Raw genomic sequence first — 18,650 nt, 5'->3', positions numbered from 1 at the left:
TGTTTACTTTGCCATAGAAAGGGGCGATCGAGAAGTAGGGGTTCCGAGAATAGCATCGGGAGGATTCGGATTGTGCATAGGGTCGGAGTTTTATGGGGAAGTGGGGGATGGGGAGATAAGGGAAAACTGGAAATGATTCTTGTTTTCTATCTTCCCATCCGGCTGAAATTGACTAGCTGCTCGCTTCTGCTTCCAGAATTAGAAGAAGAAAGCGAGTTTTACATTTTGCCGTTTTGCATCACTTGTTGAAGGTGATGACGAATCTCTTGAGCTGTTTGTTGATCTTGCTCTCTTAACTTCTGAAACAGTTGCACACAGGGCTGAGAATTCATCTGTTGTGCATCTTGAATGTAAGTTTCATAAGCTTTGACCGCTTCTGCTTTATTGTGCAAGGCGGTGAGCAAATCATATTCGAGGTCGCTAATTGCGCTGCCGCTTTTTTCTGCCATTTGAGTCATAATCACATCTCCATTCGATCTGATCTAACGGTGGAACAAAGCGATCGAGCCGTCCTCTACCTAAAGTTTCACTACAATTTCACAACCACATTTTCTCCATCGATGCTTGCCTCGTACTTGGCTAAAGCTGCGGTTGCAGGACCTTTCTGTACCGAGCCATCGGGTGCAAAAGCTGAGCCATGACAAGGACATTCAAACGCTTTACGCTCAGCCTTCCATGCCACTAAGCACCCTTGATGGGTACAGGTTGGATTCACAGCTAACAGAGATTTTGGATCAGCTGGATTACGAACAACAGCGATCGGTGCGGGTGACTCAGTCTGTAAAAAGCCTTTTTGATCTAACTCTGCCACTTTGCCCACAGTCTGCATCCCACTCGCACTCTTCTGCCCCCCCTGACAAGCTGCTAAAAACGCAGTCAACACTGCCGGAACTCGACTCATGACCCATCCAACGCTTGCCCACGATAGAAATGTTCTCCGACGCATGAGGTTCTCCTAAAGAACGATAGAGGAATAGTGAGTAGGGAGTGGGGAGTAGGGTAAATCCTTTCTATCTCCCACTCCTCCCCCGCTCCCCACCAAATTACAACTATTTCTAAAGTACGCCCTTCCCCCTCTTCCCGCCGACAGATGACGAAAACGAATCGGCTTTATGCAGAAACGTCATATTATGAAAAGTTTTGTAACAACAGATACGAATGTCCTCTGTGATCCCGATTACCTTTACTCAGTAATCACCGCGAATCATCAAACGGTTCCGCAGTTGATATCGATTTGTGTTCGCTCTGGAACACCTTATATTCATAGGCTCAATCCATGACAGACACCCTTGCAGCACCGACCCTCAATAAGTTTGAAAAACTCAAAGCAGAGAAAGATGGTCTTGCGGTGAAAGCAGAACTCGAGCACTTTGCTCGGCTCGGCTGGGAAGCAATGGATGAAACCGATCGTGATCATCGCTTGAAGTGGCTCGGTGTGTTCTTTCGCCCCGTAACTCCTGGCAAATTTATGCTGAGAATGCGGGTTCCGAATGGCATTATCACGAGCGGACAAACCCGGGTGCTAGGAGAAATCCTTCAGCGCTATGGAGATGATGGCAATGCAGACATCACGACTCGCCAGAACTTTCAACTGCGAGGAATTCGGATTGAAGACCTTCCCGAAATTTTTCGTAAGTTTGACCAAGCTGGATTGACGAGCATTCAATCCGGGATGGATAACGTTCGTAACATTACCGGATCGCCTGTTGCTGGCATTGATGCAGATGAGCTAATTGATACTCGTGGGCTAGTTCGCAAAGTTCAAGACATGATCACGAACAATGGTCGTGGTAATTCGAGCTTTAGTAACTTGCCTCGGAAATTCAATATTGCGATCGCAGGGTGCCGCGATAACTCAGTTCATGCTGAAATCAATGACATTGCTTTCGTTCCCGCTTTCAAAGATGGCACATTAGGATTCAATATCCTAGTTGGCGGATTCTTCTCTGGGAAACGCTGCGAAGCTGCAATTCCACTCAATGCTTGGGTTGACCCGCGCGATGTCGTTGCGGTCTGCGAAGCAATTTTAACGGTCTATCGGAACTTGGGACTGAGAGCAAATCGTCAAAAAGCTCGCTTAATGTGGCTGATTGATGAGATGGGATTGGAACCGTTCCGCGAAGCGGTTGAAAAACAATTGGGATATGCTTTTACGCCTGCTGCTGCCAAAGACGAGATCCTTTGGGACAAGCGAGATCACATTGGGATTCATGCCCAAAAACAGCCTGGATTAAACTATGTGGGCTTGCATGTTCCAGTGGGACGGTTATACGCGCAAGATTTGTTTGATTTAGCTCGGATCGCTGAAGTTTACGGCAGTGGTGAAATTCGCTTAACTGTCGAGCAGAATGTGATCATTCCGAATGTTCCGGATTCACGAGTTTCTGCATTGCTCAGAGAACCCATTGTCAAACGGTTCTCGATCGAGCCTCAGAATCTTTCACGGGCATTAGTGTCTTGTACTGGCGCACAGTTTTGTAACTTCGCACTGATTGAAACTAAAAATCGTGCGGTTGCTTTAATGCAAGAGCTAGAACAAGACCTGTACTGTCCTCGTCCAGTGCGCATTCATTGGACAGGTTGCCCGAACTCTTGTGGACAACCTCAAGTTGCAGATATCGGACTGATGGGCACAAAAGTCCGCAAAGATGGCAAAACAGTCGAAGGCGTGGATCTCTATATGGGGGGCAAAGTTGGCAAACATGCTGAACTTGGAACCTGTGTGAGAAAAAGCATTCCCTGTGAAGATCTCAAACCGATTCTGCAAGAGATTTTGATCGAGCAATTTGGGGCGCGTCTCTGGTCAGACCTGCCCGAATCCGCTCGTCCAAATCCGACCGCCTTGATCACGCTCGATCGTCCCACGGTGGAAACACCGAACGGGAAATCAACAACCGTGCAAGAGCTTAATGCACAAGAGTTTGACTATGTGCTGAGTGCGCCACCTGTTGTAAAAGCGCCAACAGAAATCGCAGCTCCAGCAACGATTCGTTTTGCTCAGTCAGGAAAAGAAATCACCTGCACCCAGGATGATTTGATTCTAGACATTGCAGACCAAGCCGAAGTCGCGATCGAAAGTTCTTGCCGATCAGGAACGTGTGGAAGTTGTAAATGCACCTTACTCGAAGGTGAAGTCAGCTATGACAGCGAACCCGATGTGCTCGATGAGCACGATCGCGCTTCGGGTCAGATTCTCACCTGTATTGCTCGTCCTGTCGGTCGTATCTTGCTCGATGCTTGATCCCTAAGTTTGTTCGCTCCGCTCATTGTTCTCACATGCGCCAGCTTTTTGCTGTGCTTCCTTTTCCTTCAGTACATTCTCTAAAAAGGACGATCCATGTCTTCTAATCTTTCAAGACGTAAGTTCATTTTGACCGCAGGCGCAACCGCAGCAGGCGCAGTGATTGTGAATGGTTGTAGCACAGGTCTAAATAAAAGTGCTTCTAGCGGTGCGTCCTCTCCTGCTGCCTCTCCTGCTGCAAATATCAGTGCGGCAGATGCACCAGAAGTCACAACGGCTAAATTAGGCTTTATCGCCCTGACCGATTCGGCTCCATTGATCATTGCGTTAGAGAAAGGATTCTTCGCGAAGTACGGCATGAAGGATGTGACCGTTACTAAGCAAACCTCATGGGCAGTGGTGCGTGACAACTTGGAATTGGGTTCCGAGAGAGGTGGAATTGATGGTTCTCACATTTTGACTCCGATTCCTTACTTTATGTCCACAGGTAAAATTACTAAGGGTAATACGCCTGTGCCGATGTACATCTTGAGCCGTTTGAACACTGACGGTCAAGGAATTTCAGTCTCGAATGACTATGCTGATCTTAAATTAGCAGCCGATAGCTCTCCTTTGAAAGCAAAAATCGCTGAAGCAGCAGCAGCAGGTAAGAAATTCAAGTGTGCTGTGACTTTCCCAGGTGGAACTCACGATCTGTGGATGCGCTACTGGCTGGCAGCAGGTGGAATCAATCCTGAAACTGATGTCGATATCGTGGTTGTTCCGCCTCCGCAGATGGTTGCGAACATGGAAACGAAGACCATGGATGCCTTCTGCGTGGGTGAACCTTGGAACGATCGCTTAGTGAACAAGAAATTGGGTTACACAGCGATTACCACAGGCGAATTATGGAAGAACCATCCAGAAAAGTCATTCTCAATGCGGGCTGATTGGGTAGACAAGAATCCTAAAGCAACAAAAGCTTTGATGATGGCAGTTCTAGAAGCTCAAATGTGGTGCGACAAGGACGAGAACAAAGAAGAAATGTGCAAGATCTTGTCGGCTGACAAGTATGTGAAAGCGCCTGTAGCAGACATTATTGAACGTTCAAAAGGGAACTTCGATATGGGTAATGGTCGCACGTTGCAGAACAGCGATCTGCTGATGAAATTCTGGCGTGAGGATGCAGCTTATCCGTTCAAGAGCCACGATGCTTGGTTCGTCACTGAAAATATCCGCTGGGGCAAATTTGCAGCCGATACGGATGTCAAAGCGTTAGTTGACAAAGTGAATCGCTCGGATATTTGGCAAGCAGCAGCCAAAGCGATCGGTCAAGAAGCAGCAGTTCCCAAAGATGCCGATTCTCGCGGCGTAGAAACCTTCTTCGACAAAGTGACCTTTGATCCTGCAAATCCAAAAGCTTACTTGGATAGCCTCAAAATCAAAAAAGCATAACTTAGACGAGGCGAGTCGGATTTGCCATCTTGCTCGCCTCTCCCTCATTGCTGCTGACTGTCCTACAACGTTCTTTCCTCTCTCCTATGACTATCAACCCGACTCTCCGTCCCGTTCGACCGTCCCAATTCTCAGAAACTCTGAAAAAGTATAGTGGTACTCTCGTTCCAGTCATTGTCTGCGTCGGCATTGCGCTGGTGCTCTGGCAACTGCTTTGTCTGAGTCCAGAATCCAAGATGCCTGGTCCGATCAAAGTCATTGAACAGACTTGGAGATTGATTCTCGATCCGTTCTACGACAATGGCGGGACAGATAAAGGGTTAGGATTGCAAATTCTCATTAGTTTGGAACGGGTCGCGTTAGGGTATTCGCTCGCGGCTGTCGTGGGAATTGCACTCGGCGTGTTACTTGGTGTGAGTAAGTTTATGCGGAATGGGCTTGACCCAATCGTGCAAGTTTTAAGAACAGTTCCTCCGCTCGCATGGTTACCGATCTCATTGGGGATTTTCCAAGACAACAATCCAGCCGCAATCTTCGTCATTTTTGTCACAGCAATTTGGCCGATCGTCATTAATACCGCAGTCGGTGTGCAGCAAATTCCGCAAGACTATAACAACGTTGCTAAAGTCTTGAAGCTGTCGGGTAAAGAGTATTTCTTGAGTATTTTGGTTCCGTCCACTGTGCCTTATGTATTTGGTGGACTGAAAATCGGGATTGGTTTAGCATGGCTGGCAATTGTGGCAGCAGAAATGCTGAAAGCAGAAGGCGGCATCGGCTTTAAGATTTGGGATGCTTACAACGCAGGCAACGAGGACAGCATGAGCCAAATTATCATCTGTGTCTTGTTGGTCGGCTTAGTTGGATTAGTGCTCGATCGCTTAGTTGGCTGGCTCGGTTCACTGATTACATCTGATAACTAAACTGATCACTCAACCCTCACCTGATTTTTGCTATGTCTGTTTTCTTAGAAGTTGACCACGTGGATAAGGTATTCCCGCTCAAAGATGGCGGCGAGTACATTGCTCTGAAAAACATTGAACTGAAGATTAACCAAGGTGAGTTTATCTCATTTATTGGTCACTCTGGCTGTGGCAAGTCTACCTTGCTGAATATCATTGCGGGATTAGATCATGCTTCGACAGGAGGGGTGATTCTCGAGGGTCGGCAAGTCACTGAACCTGGTCCCGATCGCATGATGGTGTTTCAAAACTATTCGCTCTTACCTTGGAAGACCGTGCGCGAGAACATTGCGCTAGCAGTCAATAAAGTCATGAAAGGCGCATCCAAAGCTGAGCGACATGAGGTAGTTGAGCATCATATTGATATGGTAGGACTGCGCCATGCAGCCGATAAAAAACCAAAGGAACTATCCGGTGGGATGAAGCAACGTGTAGCGATCGCGAGAGCGTTAGCGATTCGCCCGAAGCTCTTGTTGTTAGACGAACCATTTGGGGCATTAGACGCACTGACGCGAGGAAATCTCCAGCAGCAATTAATGAACATTGCTCAGGAGAACAATTTGACCTGTGTAATGGTGACACACGATGTCGATGAAGCGTTGTTGCTCAGCGATCGCATTGTGATGTTGACCAATGGCCCAGAAGCCCATATTGGGCAAATTCTAACCGTTCCCATTCCTCGTCCTCGCAACCGTCTGGAAGTGGTGAATCATCCGAGCTACTATGCGCTACGGAATGAAATGATCTACTTCTTAAATCAGCAGAAACGAGACAAGAAACGCAAACGCCAAGCGGTTGCTGCCGTTGCCAAGAATGGCTTAGAGAAGGTCAATCTCGAAATTGGGTTTGTTCCGCTCACAGATTGTGCGCCGCTGATTGTGGCGAAAGAGAAAGGATTCTTCAAAAAGCATGGGCTTGAGGATGTCACGCTCAGTCGTGAACCGAGTTGGAAAGCGATCGCTGAAGGAATTCGCAGCAATCGCTTAGATGCGGCTCAAATGGTCGCTGCGATGCCACTCGCAATGACGCTAGGTAACAGTGGTTACGACCCGCTTCCGATTGTGACCGCAATGGTCACGTCTCGCAATGGGAATGCGATCACCCTGAACAAGTCTTTTTTAGACAAAGGCGTTCGCACCCTCGCTGACTTCAAACAGGTGCTAGAAGCAACCCAGGATCAAACTCATACGTTGGGTGTGGTTTATCCAACTTCGATGCACAATTTGATGCTGCGTTACTGGCTGGCATCTGGAGGCATTGATCCAGATCAAGATCTCAATCTCACGGTGGTTCCGCCGCCTCAAATGGTGTCGAACTTAGTTGCCGGGAACATTGATGGATTCTGTGCTGGCGAGCCTTGGAATTCTCGTGCGATCCAAGAAGGTGCAGGCTATGTGGTAGCCACCGATTTAGATATTTGGCAAGGACACCCTGAAAAAGTGTTAGGAGTCCGTGAAGATTGGACATCTCAGCATCCAGAAACTCACAATGCTCTGGTGAAAGCCATGCTCGAAGCTTGCGAGTACTGTGACGATCGTCGAAATCGTGAAGAGATTCTTACCTTACTTGCCCGTCCTCAATATGTGGGTGCCGCAGCGGACTTTGCGCGTCCTGGATTCATTGATGCCTATGACACCGGAACGGGTGAGCCTCCGGTCAACTTACTACGATTCAATCAGTTCCATGTGGACAATGCGAACTGTCCAAATGGTGTAGAAGATTTATGGATCTTGACTCAGTTAGCACGGTGGGGCATTACTGTCTTCCCGAAAAACTGGATCGAAGTCCTAGAACGAGTGCGCCGAGTCGATCTCTATGGTCGAGCTGCACGTGAATTAGGTCTGCCGGATCACGAAGGCGATCGTCGATCGTTCCAACTCTTTGATGGTGTCGAATTCAATCCAGATGATCCGATTGGCTATCTCAATAGCTTGACGATTCATCGTGAAATTCGCATCGAAGAGGTGATCATCGATGTTGCAGAACCGATTAAAACGTCGATCGCAGCGTAGTAGGAACGGGGAGAACTCCCCACTCCCCACTCCCCACCCTCTATCTCTCTGACCTCTCACCCACCCACTCCTTATGCAAATTCTCTCAACTCCAAACCCACACACTGAAGCAAATCCACTCACTCCCCTAGTCGAAGTTGAGGGAGTTTCAAAGGTTTATCCTAAAAAAGACGGCGGAGAAGCAGTCATTCTTGAGAATGTCAATCTCACCGTTAATGAAGGCGAATTTATCTGCGTCATTGGTCACTCGGGCTGTGGCAAATCCACTTTACTAGATATGATTTCTGGCTTTCGTCAGCCGACCGCTGGTGAAGTCCGAGTCGCGGGCAAGCGGGTTTCTGAACCGGGTCCCGATCGTATGGTTGTGTTTCAGAACTATGCATTACTTCCTTGGAAAACAGCATTCGAGAACATTTATCTCGCAGTTCACGCCGTTTATCCTGACAAATCTAAGGCAGAGAAAACTGATATCGTCAACAAACATTTGGCGATGGTCGGACTCGAAGAAGCAGCCAACAAAAAGCCCAAGCAGCTATCGGGTGGAATGAAGCAACGAGTCTCGATCGCGCGTGCTTTGTCTATCTATCCAGAAGTGTTGATTCTTGATGAGCCATTTGGAGCATTGGATGCGATTACAAAAGAGGAACTTCAAGAAGAACTGCTCCAAATTTGGTCACAGCATAAAGTGACGGTCTTGATGATTACCCACGACATTGATGAAGCGTTGTTTCTTGCCGATCGCGTCGTGATGATGACCAATGGTCCTGCGGCAACGATTGGCGAAATCATGGAAGTTCCCTTCCCGCGTCCTCGCGAACGTGCTGCTTTAATGGAAGATCCAAAGTACTACACGTTGCGAAACTATGCACTTGACTTCCTGTTTGGGAAATACGCTCATGATGATGAATAGGAATTAATTCCTCAACACTTTTACGATCGTACTGAGAGTCTAAAATTTATTCTAAAAACTCACGGCATCTAGCCGATCTCAGTACGGTCAAACCTCAAATTAAAATAAAACTAGAATCGCTAAAATTTATACATCAGAAACGCTTGACTGTATAGGATAGCAATTTCTTTAAATTCTTTGTCAATAAGAGATTCTAGCTTCTTCTGCCTTGTTCAGATTGATGCATCTTCTTGCAAGAGATTGCTAGAGTGATGGATTGAATACAATGGTTAAGATTCTCAACCCGTAACTATTCACACAGCCTGATTCTCCCAACCGGAAACAGACTAGACGCATCTGACAGTTTTTCTTCAAAGACGGCTGCCCGAAACATGCTTACAGCAGTACACAGTGATTTGACTCTGTTCGATTGTCCTCTTTACGGGTGTGATCCCCCCATTACATTCATGACTTCGATTCTTTGCTACTACATCAATACTTCTCATAGCATTCAGCAAATTCGATTACATACTACTCAGCTTGCGCTCGATCGTATGGTTTTTCCCAGTGAAAAAATTGTGTTTGAAAGCTTACCAGAAGAACGATTAGAGATTTATACTTACACAGAAAACGGGTTGCAGTTATTTCAATCGATTGCCTGTTCGCAGCTTGAAGTCTTATCGCGAACGAAAGGCAGAACTTGAGAACTAAGGGGTTATAGACTAATGGCTGATCCAACTAAAACGCTCTGTCCATACTGCGGGGTTGGCTGCGGTTTGGAGGTGCTGCCGCCTGCGATTCCGGGGAAAGCAGTCAATCGAGATAAAGACGGAACGCCACTCTGGAATGTCCGAGGCGATCGCACTCATCCTTCTAGCCAGGGTATGGTCTGTGTGAAGGGTGCAACGATCGCTGAATCCCTGCACAAAGATCGCTTGCGTTTTCCGATGATGCGGGATGCATTGGATCAGCCTTTTCGTCGAGTGACTTGGGAAGAAGCGTTGACGAAAATTGTCGATCGCATTCGTCTAGTAAAGTTTACCCAAGGAGTCGATGCGATCGGCATGTATGCTTCAGGACAGTTTCAAACTGAAGATTACTACATCGCTCAAAAGCTGATGAAAGGCTGTTTAGGCACCAATAACTTTGATGCAAATTCGCGCCTGTGTATGTCTTCGGCTGTTGCAGGCTACCTTCAGAGCTTTGGAGCCGATGGACCGCCTTGTTGCTATGAGGATTTAGAACAAACTGATTGTGCTTTTCTGATTGGCACAAATACCGCAGAGTGTCACCCGATCGTGTTTAATCGCTTCCGTCGCTACCACAAGAAAAACTCCGATGTGAAGCTGATTGTCGTCGATCCTCGTTGCACTGAGACTGCTGCTGCTGCTGATCTCCATCTCGCAATTAATCCAGGAACAGATATTGATTTAATGTATGGAATTGCTCATCTTTTACTGAGATGGGGCGATTTAGACAAAGCTTTTATTGAATCTCATACGAATGGTTTTGAAGAATTTAAGGAAGTGATTCGCCACTATCCACCTGATGTCGTTGCGATTCGATGCGGCATTGCTGAAACCGAGCTTTTGACTGCGGCTCACTACTGGAGCAGCGCAAAGCGAGTCCTCTCCATGTGGTCAATGGGAGTGAATCAGTCGTCAGAAGGAACCGCCAAAGTTCGAGCAATTATCAATGTTCACTTAATGACTGGGCAAATTGGTAAACCTGGGGCTGGTCCTTTCTCGCTGACAGGACAACCGAATGCGATGGGGGGACGCGAAGCAGGTGGACTATCGCATCTGTTGCCGGGTTATCGATCGGTTACGAATCCAGGGCATCGGGCTGAACTTGAGACATTCTGGCAACTCCCAACAGGCTCAATCTCGTCTAATCCCGGTCTAACCGCTTGGGAGATGATCACTGGACTCGAAACAGGTAACCTTGGAATGTTGTGGGTTGCAGCAACGAATCCGGCAGTGAGTATGCCCGACATTGAGCGAACGAAAGCTGCATTACGTCAATCTCCTTTTACGGTCTATCAGGAGTGTTACTATCCGACTGAGATGGCGGACTATGCTCATGTTTTGTTACCGACGACGCAATGGAGTGAGAAGACAGGCGTGATGACGAATTCCGAACGTCGTGTAACGTTGTGCCCTCAGTTTCGAGTCGCGCCGGGTGAAGCTCGATCGGATTGGGAGATTTTCGCAGAGGTTGGACGGAGATTAGGGTATCGCAAGCAGTTTGCTTTTAACTATGCGGCTGAAGTTTATGCAGAGTTTGTGCGGCTTACTCGCGATCGTCCTTGTGATCAGTCGGGATTGAGCCATACTTACTTACGAGAAATGGGTGCAACACAATGGCCCTTTTCAAGCAAAGCTGAACCGACGCAACAAAAAGTAGAAAAAGCAAAACGGCTTTATACCGATCTAAAATTCCATACGCCAGACGGGAAGGCGCGCTTTTCTCAGGTCTACTCACGTGGGCTTGCAGAGCCACCCGATGACAACTATCCGTTTGTGCTTACGACGGGTCGATTGTATGGGCATTGGCATACTCAGAGTCGTACTGGAAGAATTGAGAAGATTCGACAAATGTATCCGAATCCATTCATTGAGATTCATCCGCGGGATGCTGAAAAGTTGGGCATTCAATCGGATGATTGGGTGGAAGTACGATCGAGAAGAGGTACAGCCCGATTTCCGGCTAAAGTGACGAAAGCGATTACGCCTAAGACTGTCTTTGTTCCGATGCATTGGGGGGCGTTGTGGGCAGAAAACGCAGAAGCGAACGCCCTGACTCATGAGATTGCTTGTCCCGACTCTAAGCAGCCAGAACTGAAGGCCTGTGCCGTGCAATTGATTCCGGTGAAAGCGATCGAGAATTCTAATGCTTCAACTCATCTAGTTGCTTCGCCTTCTTGAGGATGATTTTCTGGTTTCGATTTACAAGCGTCAATTCAATCGAGCAATGCAATCTGGTGTGTCGTGGGTTGGGCGATTGACTGCTGTTGAAACGGGATAGCTGATCATTTTGTCGCTAACATATGGGTGGAGCAGCGATTGCGGGGATTTGAAATCCGGATCGAGCCAGCGATCGTAGAAATCTTCGCTCAAGATGACGGGCATTCGATCGTGAACGGTTGCAGCAAGTTCGTTTGCTTCAGTTGTGATGATCGTACAAGTTTCGATCTCGTCTCCCTCGGGAGAATTCCAGTGCTCCCACAAGCCAGCAAAAGCAAAAGGCTCACCAGATTCGAGTCTGAAATAGAACGGTTGCTTTTTCTCAGATTGCTTTTTCCATTCGTAGTAGCCGTCGGCGGGAATCAGGCAACGTCGCCGCCTAAAGGCAGTTCGGAAAGCAGGTTTTTCGCTGACCGTTTCGGCACGGGCATTGATCAGGCGAGAACCGATCGTTGGATCTTTTGACCAGGATGGGATTAAGCCCCAGCGTAGAGGTTTAGAGTGATGCGGTGTAACGATCGCGAGAATCGGTTGAGTCGGCGCAATATTGTAGCGAGGCTGCCAATCGGGAGTTTCTTCGAGGTCGAACATGGCAGCGAGTTCGGCGGCAGAGTGAGTCTGTGTAAATCTTCCACACATAGGACTGACTTCATTTTCACAGGTACAGATGTTGATCTCTCACGCCCTGAATCTCCCTAATTTGAGAGATCTGCTGAAAGAAATGAGAGCACTCTAGCCTCCAAGAAAGATAGAGTGCTCTCGTTCTAGCCTAGCAATTATGGCTTTTGAAAGTCGATCTCTTGCCGCTCAAAATGGTTCTTGACATTCGTCACCACGTTGTAAGCATTTGCACCCGGTTCAGCCCGAGTTTCGTCGATTCCTTCTGTCGAGCCACCAACCGCTTTCCAAGCTTCCAGTCCGCCTTTGAGTTCTGCAACGTTCACAAAGCCTGCTTGACGTAGCATTCTTGCTGCTTCAGTTGTTTCTTCATCAGTTGCGCCATAGACATAAATATCGCGCTTGTATTCAAAATTCTTCTGGGACAGTTCGACCAACTGATCCATTGGAAATTCCATTGCACCCATGATGTGCCCGTGATTGTAAACATCACGAGAACGAACATCGAGAATCGTCAAAGCAGGCTCTCCCCACTCTAGACGAGACTTGAGATCGTGAACAGAAGACTCTGCCTTTAACCCAGGCGGAGTTGGCGTAATATTGGGCAGTGCTTCTTTAGCATTTTCAATCGCATCTTCTAGTTTAGACATAATAAAAACTTCCCGTTTAGAGGTCTATTGCACTCTATCGGGAAGGACAGGAAAGGCTAATCTGGCTCAAGTTAGAAGCAAGCGATCGTCAAAAGGTAGATTCTGCAATTTTGGATGTCGTACAGCTTGCTTATTCAAACGTGCCAGTCCGCCAAGGAGTCGGATCTACAGCTAAGCTATGGACAAATACGCCCCAATGGAGGTGAGGCCCCGTTGCAGACCCAGTTGCTCCGACTGCACCAATCCGCTGCCCAGGTTTAACAAAATCGCCTTCTTTGACATCAATTCGACTCATATGAATGTAAATCGATTCGACTCCTTGACCGTGGTCGAGTCCGACGCAGTTTCCATGCACTCGGAAGCCTTGAGATTCGCGTCCGATGAGAACAACACGACCGGCGGCGGGAGCAACGATCGCTGATCCTTGTCCGCCTGCATAGTCAATTCCCCGATGATAGTAATCTTTCGCAAAGACTCCGTTGTAATAGCGGCGAATTCCATAGCCAGAGCTAACCTCGCCTTGGTTCGGGCGTAAGAATTTACCTGACCAAAGTTTTTCTGGAGAAACGATCGCTTTAAAAGCATCAACCCGATCGAACTCAGCATCATCACCATTACTATCTTTACCCGGTGGAAGCCAGATGCTTTGGGTCGGAAACGATCGATTTCTCAACGTGATTGGAATCGTTTGTGTGTCCGTTCCAGCAGTGACTTGAATCGATAGGCGACCTGGACGATCGAGCGGAGTGGTCGGTAAGAGTGTGCGATAGCGATTGTTGCCCAGATCAAACGAGGGATAGGTCTTACCGTTAAAGCGAACAGACGGAGCAGTTTGAGATTGGATGATGAGTGAAACGGTATCTCCAAGCGCTGGAGATTTCGGCGTGATTTGGGCTTGGAAGGCGCGAGATGGCTGTGTACAAAAGATGATCGATACAGCGATCGTCATTGCCAGCGCGAATTGAAGCAGGATAGAACGTTTAGTCAGGAACACGGCACTCTTGATTGCTACAAAACTGACAACAGTTTACAGTCTCTAGAAGAGAGAATCCGTATCGAGGTAGGACAATGTTTTGGAGAAGATTGGCAGCAATTTTCGCGGTTTGGATGTGCCTAAGTTCGCCTGTGTGGGCGGATGCGTATGAAGTGCGCGCCAATCACGATCCGGATGGAATTGGCAAAATCTATATGGGGCGCGAGATTGCTCAGGTGATGGGGCATCAGGGCGCAGGATGGTTAGAGCGATCGAGCCGCGAGACCGAGGAACAACCGCAAAAGGTGATGACAGCTTTGCAGCTTAAACCGAACAGTGTTGTAGCAGATATTGGAGCCGGAACAGGGTATTTTAGTTTCCGAATTGCATCTGCTATTCCTCAGGGAAAAGTTTATGCAGTCGATGTGCAGCCGGAGATGTTAGAGATTCTAAATTATCTAAAAGATCAGAAAAAACTCTCTAATGTCGAACCGATTTTAGGCAATGAGACAACTCCGAATTTGCCTGAGAACAGTGTGGATTTAGCATTAATGGTCGATGCGTATCATGAGTTTGAGTTTCCTCAGGAAATGATGTTGGCGATTGCGCGATCGCTTAAACCTCAAGGACGGGTGGTTTTAGTCGAGTATCGAGGCGAGAATCCATTTGTGATGATTAAGGGATTGCACAAAATGACTCAAAAGCAGGTCAGACAAGAAATGAGTGTTGCGGGCTTAAAGTATGTTGAGACTCGCAATGGGTTGCCACAGCAGCACATTATGATTTTTGAGAAAGCATAACGGGACGAAAGTAACTGCTCATCCCCGCAAGCAGATTGACCTAATTGCGATTGTGTTTTCAAATCTGGAAGCGCGATCGCGATCTCATTGAGACTCTAACAAGCCCCTCCAATCGATATGAAAAAATGGGTTAATCCTTCGTTAGAAATGAAATTGAGTTCGCTCGATCGTTGAGCCAGTTTCAAAGTACGGCAATGGATGGCGATCAAAAAATGGTACCCCTTCAGCTAATAGGCAACCTACTCACCAGACAGTAAAGTATAAGCAGGCAAAAAGATTGCTCGCTTCATGATTGGGTGACTTCTCCATATTCAACATTGCAAATTCTTGCTCTATGGCAAACCTCAGATCAATTCTGCTTGTTGCCTTGTTGCTAGGCACCGCATCTAAACTGTCTGCATGTATGGTTAACAATTCAGCAACGATACCCTCCACGCCCACAGCGACAGCAGCGCAACCCGAGATTCAACAGAGTAAGGTTCAGCTTGCCTTTCGCGAACAGAAGCTAGGAACTGAAGCACAATTACAAATCGAGCGGCAAGTTCAGCAAGAACTCCTCAAAAAACAGACTGACCTGAAGAAATCCGGCAATCAAGCCGCGATCGCAAGCAATGCCGCTGCACTCAAACTCAGTAATGAGGCAATCTCTTTGCTATTCGAGAAACCGACTCTAACCGAAAAGAATGTAACGAAAGCCTATTTCGATTCAAGCCCAAACTCAACGCCGTCTATCATCGTGACTTTTGATGCGAAGGGAAGTAAGGCTTTTACAGCGCTGACGAAGAAATTAGCAGGAACTGGGCGAACAGTAGGCATTTTTCTCAACAATCGTTTGATAAGCGCTCCGACTGTTTCCTCCCAATACGCTCAGACTGGAATTACTGGCGGTACTGCGATGATTACAGGAAACTTTAGTGCTGAAGAAACCAAGGATTTAGAAACATGGCTACAGCATTTGCAAGCGAATTGATAGCTTTAGTTAGCTGTGGCTGAACTGTCAAAATTTTAGAATGCGATCGCAATGTAGATAGGGAGATAGGGAGCAATTTTAGTCTAGGTTCTTCCCCTCTTCTTCGCAAAATTCATGCGCTTGACCAGTACACTTTCAATCTAGCTCTTTCGCTGAGTTGCTTCTAATAGCGCTACAACAATCAATTCATCACATTGCAGGGCATGTCGATCGTCAACTACGATCGATTGATATTCTGCTACAACTTCATGCAACGATTCATCTAGATAAGCTTCCAAGACATTTGGGTGAATATAGTATTTTCGACAAGTCGCAGGACGATTGCCTAAGTAAGCAGATACCGACTTAACGGCTTGTGTAATGTTCTTCTTCGCCGCAGTTTGAGACGTAAATTTGCCAATCTCAGCGAGATGAGAAGCAGCTAAAACCGTGCCTGCCCAAGTCCGAAAGTCTTTGGCAGTAAAATCTTGACCTGTAACTTCTCTCAAATAATCATTTACATCACTTGAAGTAATGTCTTGGGCTTGCTGATGCTCATCTAGATATTGAAAAAGCTCTTGACCTGGCAAATCCTGACATCGTTTTACAACTTTTGCGAGTCGCTTATCGCTCACTTCAATCTCATGTTCAACTCCGCTTTTCCCTCGAAATTGAAACTGAATCTTCGAGCCAGCGACATTCACGTGATCATCTTGTAGTGTGGTCAACCCATACGAGTTATTGGTTTTCGCATATTCCTCATTGCCGACTCGAATCCGGGTTAGCTCCATTAACTTCAGAACTGTAGCGAGTACTTTTTGCTTTGGTAATCCGGGTAATGCTAAATCTTTCTCTAATCGTCGTCGAATGTCTGGCAAAGCCTGACTAAATGCAATCATGCGAGAAAACTTATTTTGATCGCGAATTGCTCGCCAAAGTGGATGATATCGATATTGCTTTCGCCCCTTTGCATCTCGTCCCGTTGCCTGCAAATGTCCATTTTCCAATGGGCAGATCCAGACATTCTTATAGGCAGGCGGAATGGCTAGAGAATTAATGCGCTGAATGATTTTCTCATCGCGAATGCGATCGCCATTCAGATCAAAATATGCAAAGCTTTTCCCCGATCGCTTTCTCGTAATTCCAGGCATTTCATCTGTGACATATTTCAAGCCAACGACTTCGGCTGACTCGATCGGGTCACTGGGAAGCTCTTCAACGACTAATTGCATACGGGAGGATAGCATACGTTACTTTAACCGTATCCAATTCAAGACACAATGAAATCTACAGCAGAGCGTAGTCTTTAGGGTGGAGGAACAATGGAGATCGATATTCCTGAAGTTTTGGCAGAAGTAACGGCGGTGTTTCAACAATATGAGCAAGCACTGATCACGAATGATGTAGAAGTGCTGGATCAGCTTTTTTGGAACAGTCCCTATACGATTCGATATGGAGCCACTGAGAATCTGTATGGCTATGACGCGATCGCGCAATTTCGCGCAGGTCGATCGCCCGCCGGACTCGATCGCACGTTGAAAAATACGGTGATTACAACCTACGGACGGGACTTTGCAACGGCGAATACAGAATTTGTACGATCGGGAAAATCAGGGCGACAAAGCCAGACTTGGATGCGAACTTTAGATGGATGGCGAGTTGTGGCTGCACATGTCTCGTTGATTTAATCATTGCGAATTGGGGAGTGGTTTGGGTGGTGGAGTCATCGGGTTCAAAGTTCATCTAGTCAATAGGGTTGCACGGGATCATAGGCAGAATAGTACAAAATTTATTTACAAAGAAATACGGAAAATTTCTGTCTAATTCCCCTGTCGAGGAGTAATATACGGAACATGAGTCGGGCTAACGTTCCAAATACTAGAAATAGACAGAAGGAGTCGGTCTAGTATGCCAGTTTCGGATGTTATCCTGACTCTGAGCAGCCTAAATCGCCCTGAGGGGATGTTATGCCGACTATTTTCGATCTAATGTCCTGCTCTAGAGAATTAGGCGGAAAGAGTCAGTCTAAATAATAGTTCGACCGCTGGGTCATTGATGAGATAAGTTTTTCTAGATCATCTGTTTGTTAGGACAACGAATTGGTTTGATATCAGCAGGACAAAATCTAGAGGAAGTTGGCGATTACTCGATACAAGCTGTAACATTATCGGCATCGACAAAATCGTATTAAGTTGGCAGTAGCACCAGAAATTGTCCAACGTGGTTTGTAAGTAAGCGGAGTTTACAGCTAATCAGTATGTTTCATCTATCTCTACCAAATATAGAAGTTAGAGATTTTGTGTCAGGTACTTCTCTTTTAATCTCGTTTCTTACCGCTTACTGGAATATTCTGCGTGGGGCAAAATTTGTAAGTCCTCCATTGAGATGGATTGCTTTAGGGCGCATGCCTGAAACTCATACTCTAGTCATTAACTTCCCGATTTCTATTACAAACGTTGGCGGTCGAACTGGAGTTATTGATTCTTTCTATGTAGACTTCTCAAGCCTTTCGACTCACAAATCTGAAAGGTTCTATGCTTGGCAAGAAGGTATCTTAGTTGGTCAAAACTTCAAAGGATTTGGAGCAGAAATACCTGCACCAGTCGCTCTCAAGGCTGGTGAAAGTGTTGTCAAATATTATGTTTTCTCTCCTGACACCCTAAATTTTATGTACGAATGTGGTTTTTACAAAATTTCTTTATATGCTTATGTCAATGGTGGTGGAAAGCCTGTAAAGCTGTATGAGCAGCAACTAGAAATCGATAGTGTAGTAGAACCAAGCTCAATACCGAATACTATATCTCTGATTTTTAGTTACAAGCTTCTCCCTACCAAGGTTCTGAAAGTATCAAACTATGGAACTGATACATCGGCAGCGTCCGTCATAGAGATTGTGAAGAGGTAGCTAGCGCGGTCGAACACTTCGTTGGAGCGGACAAGCAGAGGCGATCGGCTTGGATGCAAAGAAAGTTGTTGCCGCTCAACTTAGCCGTTAGACCGACAAAGCAGAATAGAAGAACGAGCAAGAAAATTTGAGGTTTTCAGGGTTGGAGATAGTTTTGTGGCAGGATCAGCAGACAGGAATCAAGAAACTTCAACCACCGACTTTTAACGATCGCTGCAGCATAAACATGAAGAAGTCTTAATAGAGCGCGATCG

The 18,650-nt window shown here is 46.7% G+C and carries 17 protein-coding genes; 11 read left to right on the top strand and 6 right to left on the bottom strand.

The genetic code is table 11. From position 1 onward, the window contains the following. Positions 1-218 precede the first annotated feature (218 nt). Positions 219-458 (bottom strand): hypothetical protein, encoded by a 240-nt coding sequence (locus LEPBO_RS0117885; RefSeq protein ID WP_017288937.1) that lies wholly within the window; start codon positions 456-458, stop codon positions 219-221. Positions 459-529: 71 nt separating this feature from the next. After that, complete coding sequence (locus tag LEPBO_RS0117880) at positions 530-946, bottom strand: QcrA and Rieske domain-containing protein (RefSeq protein ID WP_026148733.1); 417 nt, start codon at positions 944-946, stop codon at positions 530-532. Between the two features lie 330 nt (positions 947-1,276). Between LEPBO_RS0117880 and LEPBO_RS0117875 the strand changes: the two genes are divergently transcribed. From LEPBO_RS0117875 to LEPBO_RS0117845, 7 genes are all read left to right on the top strand, one after another. Next, positions 1,277-3,241, top strand: a complete 1,965-nt coding sequence (locus tag LEPBO_RS0117875; protein WP_017288935.1) for a ferredoxin--nitrite reductase — start codon at positions 1,277-1,279, stop codon at positions 3,239-3,241. A 96-nt stretch (positions 3,242-3,337) separates the two neighbouring features. Next, positions 3,338-4,675 (top strand): CmpA/NrtA family ABC transporter substrate-binding protein, encoded by a 1,338-nt coding sequence (locus LEPBO_RS0117870; RefSeq protein ID WP_017288934.1) that lies wholly within the window; start codon positions 3,338-3,340, stop codon positions 4,673-4,675. Positions 4,676-4,761: 86 nt separating this feature from the next. After that, positions 4,762-5,595 carry a nitrate ABC transporter permease gene (gene ntrB, locus LEPBO_RS0117865; RefSeq protein ID WP_017288933.1) on the top strand — a complete coding sequence of 278 codons (834 nt, stop codon included), beginning with the start codon at positions 4,762-4,764 and terminating at the stop codon, positions 5,593-5,595. Positions 5,596-5,627: 32 nt separating this feature from the next. After that, positions 5,628-7,646 carry an ABC transporter ATP-binding/substrate-binding protein gene (locus LEPBO_RS0117860; RefSeq protein WP_017288932.1) on the top strand — a complete coding sequence of 673 codons (2,019 nt, stop codon included), beginning with the start codon at positions 5,628-5,630 and terminating at the stop codon, positions 7,644-7,646. A 73-nt stretch (positions 7,647-7,719) separates the two neighbouring features. Further along, on the top strand, positions 7,720-8,556 hold the full coding sequence (locus tag LEPBO_RS0117855; protein WP_017288931.1) for a nitrate ABC transporter ATP-binding protein: 837 nt from the start codon (positions 7,720-7,722) through the stop codon (positions 8,554-8,556). A 446-nt stretch (positions 8,557-9,002) separates the two neighbouring features. Continuing rightward, entirely contained in the window at positions 9,003-9,239 is a 237-nt protein-coding gene (locus LEPBO_RS37455; protein ID WP_017288930.1) for a DUF1830 domain-containing protein, read from the top strand. Between the two features lie 21 nt (positions 9,240-9,260). Continuing rightward, a complete protein-coding gene (locus LEPBO_RS0117845; RefSeq protein WP_017288929.1) occupies positions 9,261-11,462 on the top strand; it encodes a molybdopterin oxidoreductase family protein in 2,202 nt (733 codons plus the stop codon). 30 nt (positions 11,463-11,492) lie between these two features. Here the strand turns inward: LEPBO_RS0117845 and LEPBO_RS0117840 are convergent, their stop codons facing one another. The 3 genes from LEPBO_RS0117840 to LEPBO_RS0117830 form a co-directional block, all read right to left on the bottom strand. Continuing rightward, entirely contained in the window at positions 11,493-12,140 is a 648-nt protein-coding gene (locus LEPBO_RS0117840) for an SOS response-associated peptidase (RefSeq protein WP_017288928.1), read from the bottom strand. A 137-nt stretch (positions 12,141-12,277) separates the two neighbouring features. Beyond that, positions 12,278-12,769, bottom strand: a complete 492-nt coding sequence (locus LEPBO_RS0117835; RefSeq protein WP_017288927.1) for a rhodanese-like domain-containing protein — start codon at positions 12,767-12,769, stop codon at positions 12,278-12,280. 130 nt (positions 12,770-12,899) lie between these two features. Next, positions 12,900-13,763: a M23 family metallopeptidase gene (locus LEPBO_RS0117830; RefSeq protein WP_263970830.1), complete on the bottom strand. Its 864-nt coding sequence runs from the start codon at positions 13,761-13,763 to the stop codon at positions 12,900-12,902. A 74-nt stretch (positions 13,764-13,837) separates the two neighbouring features. Between LEPBO_RS0117830 and LEPBO_RS0117825 the strand changes: the two genes are divergently transcribed. Further along, on the top strand, positions 13,838-14,542 hold the full coding sequence (locus tag LEPBO_RS0117825; RefSeq protein ID WP_017288925.1) for a class I SAM-dependent methyltransferase: 705 nt from the start codon (positions 13,838-13,840) through the stop codon (positions 14,540-14,542). A 403-nt stretch (positions 14,543-14,945) separates the two neighbouring features. Continuing rightward, the gene (locus tag LEPBO_RS37450; protein WP_144056227.1) at positions 14,946-15,512 is read left to right on the top strand and encodes a SecDF P1 head subdomain-containing protein; all 567 of its coding nucleotides are present in this window, start codon (positions 14,946-14,948) and stop codon (positions 15,510-15,512) included. Positions 15,513-15,652: 140 nt separating this feature from the next. Here the strand turns inward: LEPBO_RS37450 and LEPBO_RS0117815 are convergent, their stop codons facing one another. Beyond that, a complete protein-coding gene (locus LEPBO_RS0117815) occupies positions 15,653-16,738 on the bottom strand; it encodes a DNA topoisomerase IB (RefSeq protein ID WP_197693255.1) in 1,086 nt (361 codons plus the stop codon). Positions 16,739-16,813: 75 nt separating this feature from the next. Between LEPBO_RS0117815 and hpxZ the strand changes: the two genes are divergently transcribed. Together hpxZ and LEPBO_RS0117805 are read left to right on the top strand one after the other, a co-directional pair. Continuing rightward, complete coding sequence (hpxZ, locus tag LEPBO_RS0117810) at positions 16,814-17,179, top strand: oxalurate catabolism protein HpxZ (protein WP_017288922.1); 366 nt, start codon at positions 16,814-16,816, stop codon at positions 17,177-17,179. Positions 17,180-17,748: 569 nt separating this feature from the next. After that, complete coding sequence (locus tag LEPBO_RS0117805; protein WP_144056226.1) at positions 17,749-18,396, top strand: hypothetical protein; 648 nt, start codon at positions 17,749-17,751, stop codon at positions 18,394-18,396. The last annotated feature ends 254 nt before the right edge of the window (positions 18,397-18,650 follow it).

This window comes from Leptolyngbya boryana PCC 6306 (assembly GCF_000353285.1).
GTDB lineage: Bacteria > Cyanobacteriota > Cyanobacteriia > Leptolyngbyales > Leptolyngbyaceae > Leptolyngbya > Leptolyngbya boryana.
The sequence above is the reverse complement of the archived record's forward strand: the minus strand, read 5'-3'. Positions and strand labels throughout refer to the sequence as shown.